At 45.4% G+C, this 15,142-nt stretch carries 18 protein-coding genes and 1 riboswitch; of the genes, 2 read left to right on the top strand and 16 right to left on the bottom strand.

The features are described 5' to 3' along the window. Positions 1 to 68: 68 nt before the first annotated feature. Positions 69 to 305, bottom strand: coding sequence for a NifU family protein (locus tag MKY41_RS19730; protein ID WP_340746692.1), 237 nt, complete (start codon positions 303 to 305; stop codon positions 69 to 71). A gap of 88 nt (positions 306 to 393) precedes the next feature. Between MKY41_RS19730 and MKY41_RS19725 the strand changes: the two genes are divergently transcribed. Next, positions 394 to 723: a YuzD family protein gene (locus MKY41_RS19725; RefSeq protein WP_340746691.1), complete on the top strand. Its 330-nt coding sequence runs from the start codon at positions 394 to 396 to the stop codon at positions 721 to 723. Positions 724 to 786: 63 nt separating this feature from the next. Here MKY41_RS19725 and MKY41_RS19720 read toward each other — a convergent pair whose 3' ends face one another. After that, the gene (locus MKY41_RS19720; protein WP_340746690.1) at positions 787 to 1,854 is read right to left on the bottom strand and encodes an NAD(P)/FAD-dependent oxidoreductase; all 1,068 of its coding nucleotides are present in this window, start codon (positions 1,852 to 1,854) and stop codon (positions 787 to 789) included. 200 nt (positions 1,855 to 2,054) lie between these two features. Between MKY41_RS19720 and MKY41_RS19715 the strand changes: the two genes are divergently transcribed. Beyond that, positions 2,055 to 2,291 carry a YuzB family protein gene (locus MKY41_RS19715; RefSeq protein WP_340746689.1) on the top strand — a complete coding sequence of 79 codons (237 nt, stop codon included), beginning with the start codon at positions 2,055 to 2,057 and terminating at the stop codon, positions 2,289 to 2,291. 111 nt (positions 2,292 to 2,402) lie between these two features. Here the strand turns inward: MKY41_RS19715 and MKY41_RS19710 are convergent, their stop codons facing one another. From MKY41_RS19710 to MKY41_RS19645, 14 genes are all read right to left on the bottom strand, one after another. Beyond that, positions 2,403 to 3,167, bottom strand: a complete 765-nt coding sequence (locus MKY41_RS19710; RefSeq protein ID WP_340746688.1) for a TIGR01457 family HAD-type hydrolase — start codon at positions 3,165 to 3,167, stop codon at positions 2,403 to 2,405. Between the two features lie 3 nt (positions 3,168 to 3,170). After that, positions 3,171 to 3,620, bottom strand: a complete 450-nt coding sequence (locus MKY41_RS19705; protein WP_340746687.1) for a DUF86 domain-containing protein — start codon at positions 3,618 to 3,620, stop codon at positions 3,171 to 3,173. A gap of 139 nt (positions 3,621 to 3,759) precedes the next feature. Beyond that, a complete protein-coding gene (locus MKY41_RS19700) occupies positions 3,760 to 4,071 on the bottom strand; it encodes a YutD family protein (protein WP_340746686.1) in 312 nt (103 codons plus the stop codon). Between the two features lie 121 nt (positions 4,072 to 4,192). Next, entirely contained in the window at positions 4,193 to 5,149 is a 957-nt protein-coding gene (gene lipA / locus MKY41_RS19695) for a lipoyl synthase (protein ID WP_340746685.1), read from the bottom strand. 263 nt (positions 5,150 to 5,412) lie between these two features. After that, positions 5,413 to 5,520 (bottom strand): methionine/alanine import family NSS transporter small subunit, encoded by a 108-nt coding sequence (locus MKY41_RS19690; RefSeq protein WP_340746684.1) that lies wholly within the window; start codon positions 5,518 to 5,520, stop codon positions 5,413 to 5,415. A gap of 12 nt (positions 5,521 to 5,532) precedes the next feature. Continuing rightward, the gene (locus tag MKY41_RS19685) at positions 5,533 to 7,074 is read right to left on the bottom strand and encodes a sodium-dependent transporter (RefSeq protein ID WP_340746683.1); all 1,542 of its coding nucleotides are present in this window, start codon (positions 7,072 to 7,074) and stop codon (positions 5,533 to 5,535) included. Between the two features lie 183 nt (positions 7,075 to 7,257). Continuing rightward, on the bottom strand, positions 7,258 to 8,832 hold the full coding sequence (locus MKY41_RS19680; protein ID WP_340746682.1) for a Na+/H+ antiporter NhaC family protein: 1,575 nt from the start codon (positions 8,830 to 8,832) through the stop codon (positions 7,258 to 7,260). 132 nt (positions 8,833 to 8,964) lie between these two features. Beyond that, a riboswitch (Lysine riboswitch) is annotated at positions 8,965 to 9,146 on the bottom strand. Positions 9,147 to 9,198: 52 nt separating this feature from the next. Next, positions 9,199 to 9,957 carry a sporulation protein YunB gene (gene yunB, locus MKY41_RS19675; protein WP_340746681.1) on the bottom strand — a complete coding sequence of 253 codons (759 nt, stop codon included), beginning with the start codon at positions 9,955 to 9,957 and terminating at the stop codon, positions 9,199 to 9,201. Between the two features lie 218 nt (positions 9,958 to 10,175). After that, positions 10,176 to 11,546, bottom strand: a complete 1,371-nt coding sequence (locus MKY41_RS19670) for a bifunctional metallophosphatase/5'-nucleotidase (protein ID WP_340746680.1) — start codon at positions 11,544 to 11,546, stop codon at positions 10,176 to 10,178. A 3-nt stretch (positions 11,547 to 11,549) separates the two neighbouring features. After that, positions 11,550 to 12,374, bottom strand: a complete 825-nt coding sequence (locus tag MKY41_RS19665; RefSeq protein ID WP_340746679.1) for a sulfite exporter TauE/SafE family protein — start codon at positions 12,372 to 12,374, stop codon at positions 11,550 to 11,552. Then, positions 12,374 to 13,237 carry a DUF72 domain-containing protein gene (locus MKY41_RS19660; protein WP_340746678.1) on the bottom strand — a complete coding sequence of 288 codons (864 nt, stop codon included), beginning with the start codon at positions 13,235 to 13,237 and terminating at the stop codon, positions 12,374 to 12,376. The genes MKY41_RS19665 and MKY41_RS19660 overlap by 1 nt, the downstream gene beginning before the upstream one ends. 288 nt (positions 13,238 to 13,525) lie before the next feature. Continuing rightward, entirely contained in the window at positions 13,526 to 13,663 is a 138-nt protein-coding gene (locus MKY41_RS19655; RefSeq protein ID WP_340746677.1) for a hypothetical protein, read from the bottom strand. A 354-nt stretch (positions 13,664 to 14,017) separates the two neighbouring features. Beyond that, complete coding sequence (locus MKY41_RS19650) at positions 14,018 to 14,752, bottom strand: MerR family transcriptional regulator (RefSeq protein ID WP_340746676.1); 735 nt, start codon at positions 14,750 to 14,752, stop codon at positions 14,018 to 14,020. After that, entirely contained in the window at positions 14,742 to 15,095 is a 354-nt protein-coding gene (locus MKY41_RS19645; protein WP_340746675.1) for a DUF4870 domain-containing protein, read from the bottom strand. The genes MKY41_RS19650 and MKY41_RS19645 overlap by 11 nt, the downstream gene beginning before the upstream one ends. Positions 15,096 to 15,142 lie beyond the last annotated feature (47 nt).

Below are 15,142 nucleotides of genomic sequence, written 5' to 3'. Positions count from 1 at the left end.
GCGCCGCAAACGGAAAAGGGACACTCCTCCAGAACGCGGCGCTTTCTGTATTCGAAATACTGTTCAAATCAAAATACTTGTTCTACCTCTACGACACCTGGAACTTCTTCCAAGAGGGCACGCTCGATTCCAGCCTTCAACGTAATAGTTGAACTTGGGCAAGAGCCGCAAGCACCCAATAGGCGTAGTTTTACGATGCCGTCTTCAATATCCACTAATTCACAATCTCCTCCATCGCGTAGGAGGAAGGGACGCAATTTACCAAGAACTTCTTGAACGGATTCTACCATTGCTGTATCAGTCATTGTTTTTACATTCTCCTTTCCTTATACTTATTATAAACAAGAAACAGAAAAAAATCCAATATTGAATCGAAAGGGGTTTATCCTATTCATGGAAAATCAAGTTAGCATTGAAATTTATGGAGCGGATATCGTTTGTGCCAGCTGCGTCAACGCACCCTCCTCCAAAGATACGTATGAATGGCTCGATGCGGCAATTAGCCGAAAATATCCGGGCCACGAGTACGCCATCCAATATATCGATATCGAATCGGACATTGCGGATGAAAGGCAACGGGAGATTGCGGAACAAGTGCGTAATGATGAATACTTTTATCCGTTAGTGATGATTGGCGGCCAAATGGTCGGCGAAGGATATATTCAACTAAAACCGGTGTTCGCTGAATTGGAAAGACAAGGGTTCAAGGGATCGGCCGAATGATAACGAACCGGAGTAAATGAGAAAGCCCGCCTGCATAAACATATATGCAGACGGGCTTTTGGTTTATCCATTATGCCATTTGTACATCCAAAGGACTCCCGACTTCAACAGGCGGGCGATCCGTCCTGTGACGGTCCGATCTGCCAAATAGGCGAATCCTTGCTTTTTCCCAAGGGAACCAAGGAAACCCTTCAATTTGATTTCCGGCATTTTCTCCGGCAGCGGCTCTCCGTTCCAGACATGCCGCAAAACCTTAACGATTTGCTCCCCTTGTTCTTCCGCCAATTGGGCACTTGGCGCGAATGGCAAGGCTGCACAATCACCAACCACATAGACATTCGGATGCTGTGGAATTTGATGGTGCATATTCAGAATGACTCGTCCGGACCGATCCTTCTCGGCATCCAACTGTTGGACGACCTGCACAGGCCGAATCCCTGCTGTCCAGACAACCGCATCAACCGGAATAGTCTCTTCATGGTTATGCAGTGTATTTGGCTCCACCTTCGTAATATTCGAGTTGGACACGACCGTGACGTTATTATCGTCAAACCAACGCTTCACAAAGTTACTTAGGCGTTCCGGGAAATCACGCAGGATCCGCGGGCTCCGGTCAAATAATTTAATGACCAAATCCGGTCTGCTTTCGCGCAGTTCACTAGCCAGTTCAATACCGCTCAAGCCAGCTCCCACGATACCGACAGTCGCTCCACTGTTCAGACCTAATAATTTTTCATAGGTAATCCTGGATTTTCCGATTGTTTGGATGCTATACGTATTTTCAGCAGCCCCCGGGACATTATGATAATTGTCCTCGCATCCTAAGCCAACGACCAAGTCATCATAATCTATCTTTTTGCCATCCGCCAGATAGACATATTTTTCCTCAAGATTCACTTCTTCGATTTCACCGCCGACGACCTTTAATCGATCATCATCCGGCAGTGGGACTCGTACATCCGCATCGGAAACGGTTCCTGCCGCCAATGCATAGAATTCGGTCTTCAAACTGTGGAATGGAGTACGATCGATTAATGTAATCTCAACGTCAGCGGGTAACTCTTTCGTCAAGAGGCGCAATAAAATACGCATATTACCATAGCCGGCACCTAAAAGTACAAGTTTTTTCATTATGCTCTCCTTCGCAATTCTATAATCTTATTTATTTATCCACATTCGATTATATCAGTTTGTGACATCTTTCACAATAAGACCATTTTGTCCCACTTTTCCGAACGTTTGGCCCTGTACATCCCACCCGTTCCCGACTCCCGCCTGATTGACTTGGGAAAGAAAAAAGAGTAGGATTCCTAATAGGTGAGGTGATCATTGTGAATCCGATCGTTGAATTTTGCATAAGTAATCTTGCAAACGGTTCACACGAAACTTTCGAGGCATTGGAGAAAGACCCGAATATTGATGTCTTGGAGTATGGCTGTCTGAGTTACTGTACGAAATGTATGGAATCCCTCTATGCCATCGTTAACGGTGAAATTGTAGAAGCCGATTCCCCGGATGAATTGACGAAGCGTATTTATCAATTCATCGAGGACAATCCGCTCTTTTGACATAACGCTAACCGCCTGGACGTGCGGTTAGCCTTTTTGATTCAATCAATTACACCTTGTCGTAATTGTACGAGAGGGGCTTCGAAACAACACACTTCAGCTGCACTGCATTCAGTTAAACCAATCCAGCAAAGTATGGAATTGATGGGTAGGATGGCTGTCCTTCAGCTGCACCTCTTGCGGGGAGGTGACGCCGCCTGCCACATGTGCCGTATCGATTCCAAACCGGATCCCCGCCATAATATCCGTGTCATAATTATCCCCGATCATGATCATTTGCTCTTTTCCGTACTGCCCATCCTGTTGAATGAACCCCAGCATATGGGACTCCGGCTTGCCGACGAATACAGGTTTCTTGCCGGAAGCCGATTCCATCAGCGTGACAAAGGAGCCGTTGCCTGGCACAAGCCCCCGTTCTGTCGGAAAAGCTTTATCGCTATTCGTTGCAATAAAATGCGCGCCGTTCCGTAAGGCGAGGCACGCATCCGCCAATTTGGCATACGTGATTTCACGGTCGATGCCCATGATGACCACATCGGGATCTTTCCCTGTCAATCGGACCCCTTCCAGCTCCAACGCCTCCTCCAACCCTTTTTCCCCGATCATCATGACCGTCCCGCCATTGAAATGTTCTGCGCAATACTTGGCAGCCGCGATGGCAGATGTCATAATTCTGCCGGAATCCGCTTGAATTTGGAAGGAAAGCAATTTTTCCCGGACCTGCTCCCGCGTCATGGAAGAATTATTGGTAATAAAATATGGTTCCACGCCTTGACCCTGCAGCCGATCGATGAAAGATACCGCTTCCGGTATCGGCTCAATCCCTTTATAGACCGTCCCGTCCAAGTCTAAACAAACTGCTTGATAGCGTTCCATCGTTTACTCCGTTTCCGGCAAGAATGCGGAGACCGGTCCCAATTCGTTTTCCAAATAATATTGCACGCGTTTTGGAAATTCACGCAAGGCATCAAACGTCACGGTAAGGACCCCATCGACTTGCTGATGATCCACTTCCGTAAATTCGCGCACAATCATCTTCCGCAGTTCAATCACTTGTTTTAACGGCTGTGCCATCTCACTGGTGATCACTCGTTCGTCTTCCATAATGTCGATGATGTCTTCATAACTGCCCGGGTCCCGCATGATGAAGCCGTCAATCATCGAGTTGCCGACATCAATAATCGATTCAATAATGACATGCGCAATTCGTTCCAATGCAAGTTCATGGATTTCATCCTCTATCCATCCATTCCCGTTTTTATATAAGATAAGCAGACTCTCCATCTTTTCCAACGTCCCGCTAATGCGTTTTCGATCGATAAAATACATATATTTCCCTCCGTATCGTGGTAATCCTTATTTATGATACCATAACCCCGATTCCCGCGAACAACAAGGAACCGATTCGCGAGCACAACCCGTTTTTACAGCACCAAAAGACCCGCTGCCGAATTGCAACGGGTCTCTGTTATGCCTGTACGTTTGAAGGTTTGGTCTCCTGCTTGACGCGGCCGGCTTTTTTCAACACAAAATAGGCACAGCCGAAATTACAGTACTCATATAAATAATCTTGCAATGTGCTGATTTTCGTTTCATAGGTGGCTTTTTGGTTCCGATCATCAAAGAAACCTTTCAGACGAAGCTGGCCATATCCCCAATCTCCTAAAATATAATCATACTTGAGCAGGATATCGCTGTAGCGGGCCAGGAACGCTTCTTCGTTGAAACCGTCTCGATAGTCAGTCACGATTTCAAACTGCCAATTATCCACTGTAATCATTTACCTTTCACCGCCATCTTTCACGCATGTTGAATAAATTACCATGCAGGACGCTGCGCTTCCCTTTGGAAAGCGAGCGTCCTTCTTACTGTCTGAATTTAGAACCGCACGAAAGAAGTCATCAGCTTTGCAACGTTTCCAACTGTTCGTCCCCTAGGCGCTGTCTTTCCCGAGCAGCCGCATTCACTTGTTCATCCGCATGATAGCTGGAGCGGACAAGCGGGCCGGCCTCGCAATGCGAGAAGCCTTTAGACATCGCAATTTTCCGTAACTCTGCAAATTCCTGCGGGGAATAATATTTCTGCACTTTCAAATGTTTCTTCGTCGGCTGCAAATATTGACCGATCGTCATAATATCCACTTTATGCGCGCGCAGATCATCCATCGTTTGAATAATCTCCTCATGAGTCTCCCCAAGGCCAACCATCAAAGAAGATTTGGTCGGAATCTCCGGCTGCATTTCCTTCGCTCGCAACAGAAGTTCCAAGGAGCGGTCGTATGTCGCCCGAGCCCGGACCCGAGGTGTCAGTCGGCGGACCGTCTCGATATTATGGTTCAGGATATCGGGTTTTGCATCCATAAGCCGTTCCAGATTCTCATACACTCCGCCCATGTCAGACGGCAATACTTCCACAGTCGTGAACGGGTTTTTCCGTCGGATGGCGCGGATCGTCTCTGCAAAAATTTTAGATCCTCCATCTTTCAGATCATCTCGCGCAACCGCTGTAACGACGGTATGCTTCAAGTTCATCAGAGCAACCGAATCCGCTACGCGCTCCGGCTCCGCAATATCTAGTTCATTCGGAAGTCCTGTCTTAACAGCGCAGAATCGGCAAGCTCGCGTACAGACGGCTCCTAAGATCATGAAAGTGGCCGTCCGGCGTTCTCCCCAACATTCGTGTATGTTCGGGCAGCGGGCTTCTTCACATACTGTATGTAAGTTTTTTTCCCGCATCATCTTTTTCAAATCTTTATAGTTGTCGTTCGTATTTAATTTAATCTTCAACCAGTCCGGTTTTTTAATATGTTCTGTCCGATTTCCTTGCTCCGGTCTACATGACAAACCGATCAACCCCATTCTTCTCGCTGCTGAGTTATGTTTCGTTACCTGTTGTCAATGTAACATAAATTCAGACTTCAAACAACCATCCTCACTTGCACGATTGACGGAAAACCACAATATCTGTAACTTGTTCCCAAATACGGTAAGCACCACAAAAAAATCACCTAAAGCTAAAATGCAAGAGGTGATTAGTTGATGATTTAAATAAGAAATACTGCTGCCAGTAGGATGGGGACGAACCACAAGACAAAGCGCCTGAGTCTACAGGCGCTTTGTCTTCAAATACGACGTCTTGATTTGGCAACCGCGTTGACGATGCTTGCCGCGAGTCCTCCCCAAATGACGAGGATTCCGATAATCATCATTAAAATAGCTCCACCGCTCATAATGAATCCTCCTTATCTATTATCATAGTCAGTTGATTTTAATGTGCTGGTATTCCATTTGAAAATCGAGAAGATGATCGCTGCAATGATTGCAAAAATTGCAACCGACCAGCCACTGGTCCATATGAAGGAATCTGAATACCCCTCATAGTTTCCGATGACATTGCCTTCCCCATCCGTATGCTGTTTCAATAAATTAATTTTCAGCAAACCGAACATCATGTATCCGAGTACAATCGGCGTAATGAAACTTAGGCAGAACTTCCACCAACCACCCAATCGAATATCGGAGATTTCATTGGCATGATTCTCAAACGTCCCGAGCTTTCTGAATACCCAAGCGATCAAAAAGACTTCGACCAGACCGATCGCCGCAACTCCGAATTGGTTGATGAAATAATCGGCAGCATCCAGGAAGAATAGACCGCCCCGTGTCGCAAACAATAGGGAAATCACGGCAGACAATCCAACGCCGATAAATACTGATTTCTTTCTGGAAATATTGAACTTATCGGCCACTCCTGCAATATACGTTTCACAGATCGAAACGAGCGAAGTAAGGCCTGCCAAGACAAGCGATAAGAAGAACAAAGCCCCGAAAAGACCGTTCATTCCCGGCATTTCATTAACGATCTGCGGGAACACGACAAACGCTAAGCCCACGCCAGCGGATGCCACATCAGCAACTGCTTCGTTAGCTTGTGTCGCCATGAATCCAAGTGCGGCAAACACCCCAATACCTGCGAGCAATTCAAATCCGGAGTTCGCAAAGCCTGTAATGAATGCATTATTGGTAATATCGGATTTCTTCGGTAGATAACTGGAATAAGTGATCATAATAGCAAATGCGATTGATAAACTGAAGAATATATGCCCGTAAGCCGCAACCCACACTGTCGGATCCATCAATTTGCCCAAGTCTGGTTTAAAGAACGCTTCCAGCCCTAGAGCTGCCCCTTCTAACGTCACGGCACGAAGGACAACCAATAGGAATACGACGACTAATGTCGGGATAAAAATACGATTTGCGAGTTCGATACCCCGTTTGACACCCGCAAATAAAATGATGAATGCGATAATCCACACGAGCAACAACGGAAATAAGACGCCAGGAACGAATCCTCCTGCTTGCCCCGGAGTTTCCGCTAAGTTTAAAACATTTCCAAATAAGAAACTTTCCGTGTCGCTTCCCCATGCCAAATTGAAAGAATAGACCGTGTATTTCATAGCCCATGCGATAATAACCGCGTAGTAGGTCGAGATGACGAATGCAACAAAAATTCCCCACCAACCGATCCACTCGGCCTTTTTTCCACTCATCCGGAAAAAGGATAAGGGAGCGGACCCGCGATACTTATGACCCATCGTGAATTCCATAATTAAAATCGGAATCCCGGCAGTCAATAAAGCAAATAAATACGGAATGAAAAATGCACCGCCGCCATTTTCGTACGCAACATACGGAAAGCGCCAAATATTACCCAAACCGACTGCAGAACCAACCGCTGCCAAGACAAAACCGGCCCTTGTTCCCCACTGCGAACGCTGTTCCATGCTTCTTCCCCCTTCTCTTTGTAATGGTTGAAAAGTTACGAAGCTTAACACCTTCACACTAGTAAAACTTAATAATAGTATAAATCATTTAATAAACTATTGTCAAAACAATCACTTTTCTGAAAATAGTTCTTATAAAGAAAGAAGCGATAAAGAAAACTTCGTCGCTTCTTCTCTTTACGATCATCCTACAGATTGAACTATAGCTTTTTTATTTCGTGTAAGCCAGAAAGTAAACAGTAACACTAGCATGACTAGAACGGACGCCAAGCCGATCCAAACAGAATCTGTAAACCCAAGAACAACATAGCCCAATGTTGCGATGCTTGCGCAGATTAATGCGTAAGGCAATTGGGTCGCCACGTGATCGATATGGTTACAGCCTGCCCCCGTGGATGATAAGATTGTCGTATCGGAAATGGGTGAACAGTGATCCCCGAATACTGCTCCTGCAAGGACTGCGGACAAAGCGGGTAATAGCATTTCCGGTGCCATATCAATCATAATTGTTCCAGCTATCGGAATCAGGATACCAAATGACCCCCATGATGTCCCTGTGGAAAACGCCATTAGTCCCGCCAAGACAAACATGATGGCTGGCAAGAAAGCAATCGGCAAATTCGCTTTGGAGATCACTTCAGATAGGAAAACTCTTGTTTCCAATTGATCGATCAAGAAAGTAAGGCCCCATGCAAAAATTAAGATCAACACCGCAGGCATCATCGCTTTGATACCTGATAGGAAAGCACGGCCGACCAATGAATACGAAGCGGTCGTGTTCACTTTCATTTGCAATACATATAGCAGAACCGCAATCACTGTTCCGGAAAGTCCTCCTATCAACAATGAGAACGGAACATCCGTATTTTCAAAGATGGACCAGATACTCATAGAGCCACCGATGTTATATCCCGTCCAGACCATCATGCCAAGAGTTATTCCGACGAGTGTAAGAATCGGGACGACCAAATCACGGACACGGCCGAATGAGTGCACCGGAAACTCTTCTTTCAGTTGTCCGGGAATTTCCTTTTCCGGATCATATAATTCGCCTGTAGTAATGGCCCGATCTTCGTGCCTCTTCATTTCGAAGAGATCAATATTGGTCCAGGCAAGGAAGAAAACCATCGCCAAGGTAGCTACAACATAGAAGTTCATCGGTGCCATCATGACGAATGCGGATAATGGAGAATAGCTGAGCGCCGCCACTCCGCCAAACAAAAGAGCCAATTGTCCGATCAGATAAGCCCCCCAACTGGAAATAGGAGAGATGACGCAAATCGGCGCTGAGGTGGAGTCGATGAAATAAGCTAATTTTGCCCGGGAAATTTTATGTTCATCCGTTATAGGACGTGCAATCTGTCCAACCGCCAAGGCATTGAAATAATCATCAACGAAAATGGCGATTCCAAGAAAGACAGTCAATAATTTAGCTCCACGCTTCGTTTTTATACGTTGAACTGCCCATTTGGCAAACGCGCGGCTTCCACCGGACAAGCTGACCAAAGCAGTGATTACACCGAGCAATAATAAAAAGAGCATGATATAAATATTGTACGTATTGAGTGCGCCGTCATCCCAAAGTGATACGGTCATCGCTTTCCACACATTCGCTGCCGATTCTCCCGGTGCGAATGAAGCTGCCAAAAGGGCTGCGGCGACGATACCCGCACCGAGTGACAACAGTACGCGTTTCGTTATCAAAACCATGAGAATGGCGATTATTGGTGGTAAGATTGATACCCATGTTCCGGTCATTCTTGTATTCCTCCGTTTCGATAGGCCGAAGCGCTCCGGGGGAATAAAAAACCGACTGCCTTCAACACTGTCAGGAGTGCATCAGGAGCCGGCTTCATCTACGTTTCGTTTGTTGGATAAGTTCATCTAACGTACGATTGTAGCTCATCACTCGCCGAACCGACGATTGACAGTATTATCCCTATTTGGAATAAACCCAGCCAGCAGGAATTCGACTATACCCGACTGACTTCGGCAATGCTTCCTTTCACACATGGTCTCTGACGTCACTCTCGCATGTGCTACTCTTAAACAATGCAGCCTCTACCCTATCGATATTTTCATTACTATAACAGCCTACCAAGAAACCCGCCATTTATCAAGGCTTTATTGGGCATCAGGTAAGGGGACCGGGATTTCGATAGAGGGTGCATTTCCATCTCCACTATTGTAGATATGCGGGAGTTTTCCTCGGATCAAACCGATTGCCACGGGGATACGTTGTTCAATGACACTTTTCCGAGTTGCCAAAGGGACAATGATCTGTACATTTACTTTTAACGCGATATTCACTTCTACATAAGCGTTATTGATGCCGAACTCCCTGATATCCGTCTCGACAGTTGCGCTGACATCTCCGATAACGTGAAAGCGGATCGGGATTTTCGGACCCAGATTCCCGAGCAACGGTATATTGGTCGCCTGCCCGATTGGAACGAAGAAAACGACGCCGCCGTGACTTTCCATCTTTTGCGGGTCGTATTCAATATCCTCATCCTTCAGCAATATATCGAGGTTTCCGGATTCCGCCTGTTCCAAATGAGCCTCGACCAAGGAATGGATTTCCGCCATTGCCATGTTGATGATTTCGGTATTGAACTTTACCAAATCGGGATCATCCGGTGTCGGGACGATGATTTCATTGATGTCCATGACGGCGGCAGTTCGTGAGTTGATCGCTTTGCTGATGACATGTGCCGCAATCTTCGTCGTCTGCACCTCGGCATATTCTACATAAATTGGAGTAAGTCTGCTATTGACCGTATAAAAAAACAAGGCGATTGCAATTAGAGACACAGGGATTAGAAGGGGTAATAGTTTCCACTTCTTTTTCTTCGATCTGCGCCTGACCTCATGAAATCTCAAAAACGACTCCTCCTGCTGTAACCATATGCAGGAAAGGAGTCGTTCATACATCCGTTTAGGGCTAAAACATGGGGATATCTAGAAAGCAGATTTTACCGATAAATATGCAAAAAGCAAGGGCTCTGGTCGCTTTCCGCGGACCAACCGCCGAGCCTCCCGCCGCCCTTGCTTTTTGATGATATTTGTCCTGGTAAATGAACTTTTCAAACAGCCTCAACTTAAAAATATTCAGTACCATACCATCCGAAAATATCCCGGATCAATTCAGGCATATAATACTCTTTTTCCGCGAATTGGAGAGTTGGAAAAAAATAACCGAATGTGAACATATCGAGCGTCGCAAGCTTATAGATTCCATCAGGCACGACTTCCCGATTGCCCGCAAACAATTTGCCCGCCTTGTTTTTATACAACCTCTCATGGATCATCGCACCCATCAAGGCCCCCCGGAAGCCGAGCCCTTTGATTTCGATATGCGGCCATTCTTCGTTTAACGAGAGCTCGTATATGTCCATCAATTCGTGGCCTTCCAAGGTGATGACACATAGATTGATCGGGTGCGGGAGAAGGGAATGCAGATCTTCTTTCGTCACCCAGCCCGCATCTAAGCTTCCTAGGAAGATTCCCGCATTGAACATAGCGCAATCTGCATCTGTATAAGCAATCAATGCGCGGCCGAAAAAGGAAGATAACGGGCTCGGGGCGAACAGGTTCTGGTTCAGTGGGTACGGATTATGGAACACTTTCTCTTCCATCGCACGCTTGCCGTCCTCCATCAACTCATTCACTTCCTGTACATCCGAGTCCGAAATGGCCATCCGGTCTGCACGGTGCACGGACGCTTGCTTAAGGGCGATCTGCTTCCGTCCAACATCCCACTCGATGACCACTTCTCCGACATATTCGCCGAACTTCCCGGTAGCAGCCAACAACGTGCTGCCGATAAATTCCCCCTTCGGGAATAAATGATGGGTATGCGCTCCGAAAATGACATCGATCAGGCTGCATTCCGAGGCGAGCAGCCGATCTTCATTGACCCCTAAGTGGGACAGGCAGACAATGATATCCGTTTGGGCTTCCAGCTGTTCCGCCATCTTTTTCAGTTGCTCACGGCCAGGAACGATTTCCCACCCGAGTTTCGAGTAGAAAACAGGGTACGGAGCCGTCGCCCCAATGATACCAATCCGGGTCCCCTCCCCGGTCGTGTAGATGTGATAAGGTTTCGACCATTTCGGCTGGGACCCGTCGAGTTCAAATAGATTGCCGAGGATGACATCGAAGCGGGCCCCTTGGTACAGGCTGTTCAACGCCTTTTTCGACATCGTGATGCCTTCGTTATTGCCGATTGTCACCGCATCATATCCGGCGGCATTGAGCAAAGCGACATTGCCCAACCCATTCGTCCCTTCCGTGAACGGATGGGATCGATCGACATGATCTCCGATATCGACAACGAAGCAGGCTTCCGCTCGGGCGGCGTGTTCTTCTTTACGCGTACGAAGGTAGCGGCTGATCTGCGGCCAGCTCTCAAAATGGCTATGGATGTCATTCGTATGATAAAAATGGATACTCTCTTTTCTCTGTTTCATATCTCATCCCCATATTCCGTCGACGATCGACCTGACTCCGAACAATAACAGCATGAGCCGCAACACCAAGACCAACGTTTCCGAATTCATCTTCTGATTCAACATAGACCCGATCATCCCACCGATATACGCTCCGGGTATGACAGGCAGCGTATACAGCCAAGGGACATGGCCCAAGGAAATATGCGAGACGGAATTGGCGATGGCGGATAAGAACACGATGAACATCGATGTGCCGACCGCCACATGCGGCGGAAATAAAAATAGAAGAATCATCGCCGGTACAATCATCGTTCCACCGCCGATGCCGAATAGTCCGGACATAAAGCCGATCCCTAATGACAACAAAAGTGCGAACCAAACCGGATAGCCATACACATGAGATTCCCCTTCTTTATCCATGAAGGTGATCGGTTTCCCATGCTCGACAAACCAATGAATCGGCTTCAAGTATTTCCTTGCCAGTAATAGGGTGGACAGCAATAACAACAATATGCCGAAATAGAGATTAAAAGAAGGCAAGTCCAGCCCTTTATTGACAAGAGCGCCGAGGACCGTGCCGGGAACGGATCCTGCAAAGAAAATCCAACCGGTCCGGTAATCGACGGTCCCTCCTTTCATATGGGAAATCGTCGAAGACAACCCATTGAAGATCATCATGATCACCGACAGGCCGACCACGCTTTGAGGGGTGATGCCCTCGATCCAGCCCATGTCGATGCCGATGAACAGAGTAAGCGGAACAAGGATCGTCCCCCCGCCAAGGCCGACAAGTGAGCCCATGATGCCCGAGATGGCGCCAATCAATGCCAATAATAAAAACGCCATCAAGGTTCCTCCTCGAATATGTCAAGTTGCTTCGGTGCCAATGCGCGGCTGTCCAAACCGGCCAACTTTTGAAAACGCTTGGCATTTTCTGCCGCATGACCACCGGAATTATTATTGAAGATAACAAAAACCTCTTCACACTCGTCCTTCAATTTCTTTACCGCCTGCTGGATTTCCGCCAACTCGCGATCGGTATAATCATATAAATAGCGGATCTTCCGCCATGCCACACTATCCCCGGTCGTATTCCGCCAGCCTGCTGCATTCCGTCCATGGAGGCGGATGAAAGCCTTATCCGCGCGCGTAGCGACCGCTATCAACGGAACACTGCCTTCCCCGGCTTGCGGTTCATCACAAACGGTATGGATCAAATCGAGTTTCTTTAGGAAATCAAGCGTCTTATCACGGAGTCCGTCCGAGTACCACGATTGATGCCGGAATTCGATAGCGATATCAAAGCCTTCCAGCTGACGCCGAATTTCTCGGATCTGCTCAACATTCTCCCGCTTGCAATCAAACCAAGGCGGATATTGCACTAGAACCATCGCAAGCTTTCCCGCCTCACGCAATGGCTCTATCGACAAACGGAACAGCCGGAACATTTCCTCGGGCGACTCATACGGAATCTCCCCCCGCTGATGTCCCGTCATCCCCTGATACGCCTTGACGATGAATTGAAAAGAATCCGGTGTCTCCGCAATCCATTTGCGGATATTGCGTTCAGGCTGGATCGCATAAAAGGAAGAATCCAACTCGACAATCGGAAAATGCGCACTATAATCGATCAATTTATCCTTCTTAGTGGAAGTTGGAGCATACACATCAGGATGATCTCCCCACCCTGTCAAACCAACGTGGATCATGGGAAATCCCTCCTTTATTATGAATCAAGTAGTTCTATCATAGCATAAGCCCCGAAAACAGTCGTGCCATTTGCTGGCTATTGTGGTATGTAGTTGTGAATGGTATTGCATAAATAATCCTTATCGAAAACGGGTGAAAGAACGGGGCAGCCTAAGAAAACAGCCAGTTTTATGTATTTCAATACTCACCTTTTCTTTTTCCAGGCAAATAAAAAGAACGCCCGGTATGGACGTTCTGGGCAGTATTTATTCGATTGTAACGTATATTAGCCATGAAATTTTTTAATGTCAAGTACCTACATCATTCTCCCCGCCGTCCTCAAACATTGGATCCTCTACTTTAAAATTATTCGCGTCATTTTCTTCTCCACAAGCGCTTAATACTAATACTGCCGCCAATGTTAAAGCTAAACATTTCGCCTTCATTATCCTACCTCCAATGATGTATCACTAATAATTTTTATTATCTCTCAAGAATAGTAATTTATTCATTGTTTTTATTGCCATAAAATAGAATTAAACTCACCAGCCAATACCGCACATAGTCGCCACTATAACGACGAAAATAAAAGGAGGTCTATCAATATTCCGATTGGTACAGCCACGTATGGCCTAAAAAAGCAAAAACCATTATAAATACTGCTATGTATTGATAAATAACATTAACTTCTTCAAGTCTTTGTAAATCTCTTAAATCGAATCGAAGTTATCCTTATATGCTAAGTTATGGGAATAAATTCTTTTTTTATAATTTGGGTACTATTTTTCAGTTAGAGTATATCAATCTTTTAACTTTGACATATAAGCGAATACATTTTTTAGAAATTTCCTTTCTTTTTCTGTGATCGGGTTGAGTATATTAAGTTGATCAAATTGATCAGTAGATTTTATTTGAAATGTTTCTACCTTTGATAACGTTCGATTATAAAGAGCTGTCAACTGTTTGATATATTTCATTGCTTCATTAGATTCTGGATTTGTTTCATTTGCCACAAGTTTTTTTAGTTCCATAAACATTGAAAAGTATTCTTTATCTAAATTAGCCCTTTCTTCACTTTTGAAATTGTGAATAGAACCTTCTACCTGACCATATTCATTAAAATTTTCTTCTTCAAAAAGGATTGAGTGAATAATGAAGCAAAATAATTTAACATCAATTGTTTCATAGCCTGAGATAATCGTTTTCATATAGTCTAATTGATCGATCGTTCGGAGTATTCTCTCTTGTTCTGCCATAAGTTCCTTTTTTTTGAATGCAATTGAATGACTAAGTTGCTGTTCTTCAATATTGTTCGATTCTAATAGATCTGCGATTTCTTTAAGTGAAAGTCCTATAAACTTAAGTGATTGGATTTGCTGTATACGTGAGAGATCTTCAAGACTATAAAGTCGGTGTCCTCCCTCTTTGTAATCAGTAGGTATTAGTAAGCCGATTTTATCGTAGTACCTAAGTGTTCGTATGGTAACTCCCGTTCGTTTAGCCAATTGTCCAATCGTCAACATATTACCTGACATGCGAATACCTCTTTTCTATATTTTCTACTTTACTTTTAATGTAGGGAATAGCTGGATAATTGTATGGTCTTTGAATAGCTATTCGAATAATAGCATACATGATAATTACTGTTTCTATTGCCAATACAGCGAACTTACCCCATGAAAGAAGAAAACCGCTGATAATAAACAATGGAAAAATCGTCAAATGGAAGTTAAGTGCCTTGCGACTTGATTCACAGTAATACAAATTTTTTTTCCTCGTCATTAAAAACATAATAAGGGGAGGTATTACACCAAGAAGCAGTGAGACCCCAAGCATTAGTTGTACTGAAAGTATTTCTTTTTTTGATGGTGTATTCATTTTCTTCACCTTTCTTATCTTTTCTTAAATACAAGTATAAAAGGTGA

Origin of the sequence: Sporosarcina sp. FSL W7-1349 (assembly GCF_038003045.1) — a bacterium.
Taxonomy (GTDB): Bacteria; Bacillota; Bacilli; order Bacillales_A; family Planococcaceae; genus Sporosarcina.
Note: the sequence above shows the minus strand (reverse complement) of the source record. Positions and strands in the feature narration are given on the sequence as shown.

Bases quoted from the DNA above. Each gene is read 5' to 3' on its own strand.
- MKY41_RS19660 (WP_340746678.1), bottom strand. From the start codon at position 13,237: ATGATCCACGTTGGTTTGACAGGGTGGGGAGATCATCCTGATGTGTAT.
- MKY41_RS19655 (WP_340746677.1), bottom strand. From the start codon at position 13,663: ATGAAGGCGAAATGTTTAGCTTTAACATTGGCGGCAGTATTAGTATTA.
- MKY41_RS19705 (WP_340746687.1), bottom strand. From the start codon at position 3,620: ATGTATTTTATCGATCGAAAACGCATTAGCGGGACGTTGGAAAAGATG.
- MKY41_RS19665 (WP_340746679.1), bottom strand. From the start codon at position 12,374: ATGGCGTTTTTATTATTGGCATTGATTGGCGCCATCTCGGGCATCATG.
- MKY41_RS19650 (WP_340746676.1), bottom strand. From the start codon at position 14,752: ATGTCAGGTAATATGTTGACGATTGGACAATTGGCTAAACGAACGGGA.
- lipA (WP_340746685.1), bottom strand. From the start codon at position 5,149: ATGGGGTTGATCGGTTTGTCATGTAGACCGGAGCAAGGAAATCGGACA.
- MKY41_RS19730 (WP_340746692.1), bottom strand. From the start codon at position 305: ATGACTGATACAGCAATGGTAGAATCCGTTCAAGAAGTTCTTGGTAAA.
- MKY41_RS19700 (WP_340746686.1), bottom strand. From the start codon at position 4,071: ATGATTACAGTGGATAATTGGCAGTTTGAAATCGTGACTGACTATCGA.
- MKY41_RS19685 (WP_340746683.1), bottom strand. From the start codon at position 7,074: ATGGAACAGCGTTCGCAGTGGGGAACAAGGGCCGGTTTTGTCTTGGCA.
- MKY41_RS19690 (WP_340746684.1), bottom strand. From the start codon at position 5,520: ATGAGCGGTGGAGCTATTTTAATGATGATTATCGGAATCCTCGTCATT.
- MKY41_RS19670 (WP_340746680.1), bottom strand. From the start codon at position 11,546: ATGAAACAGAGAAAAGAGAGTATCCATTTTTATCATACGAATGACATC.
- MKY41_RS19725 (WP_340746691.1), top strand. From the start codon at position 394: ATGGAAAATCAAGTTAGCATTGAAATTTATGGAGCGGATATCGTTTGT.
- MKY41_RS19720 (WP_340746690.1), bottom strand. From the start codon at position 1,854: ATGAAAAAACTTGTACTTTTAGGTGCCGGCTATGGTAATATGCGTATT.
- MKY41_RS19680 (WP_340746682.1), bottom strand. From the start codon at position 8,832: ATGACCGGAACATGGGTATCAATCTTACCACCAATAATCGCCATTCTC.
- MKY41_RS19645 (WP_340746675.1), bottom strand. From the start codon at position 15,095: ATGAATACACCATCAAAAAAAGAAATACTTTCAGTACAACTAATGCTT.
- MKY41_RS19710 (WP_340746688.1), bottom strand. From the start codon at position 3,167: ATGGAACGCTATCAAGCAGTTTGTTTAGACTTGGACGGGACGGTCTAT.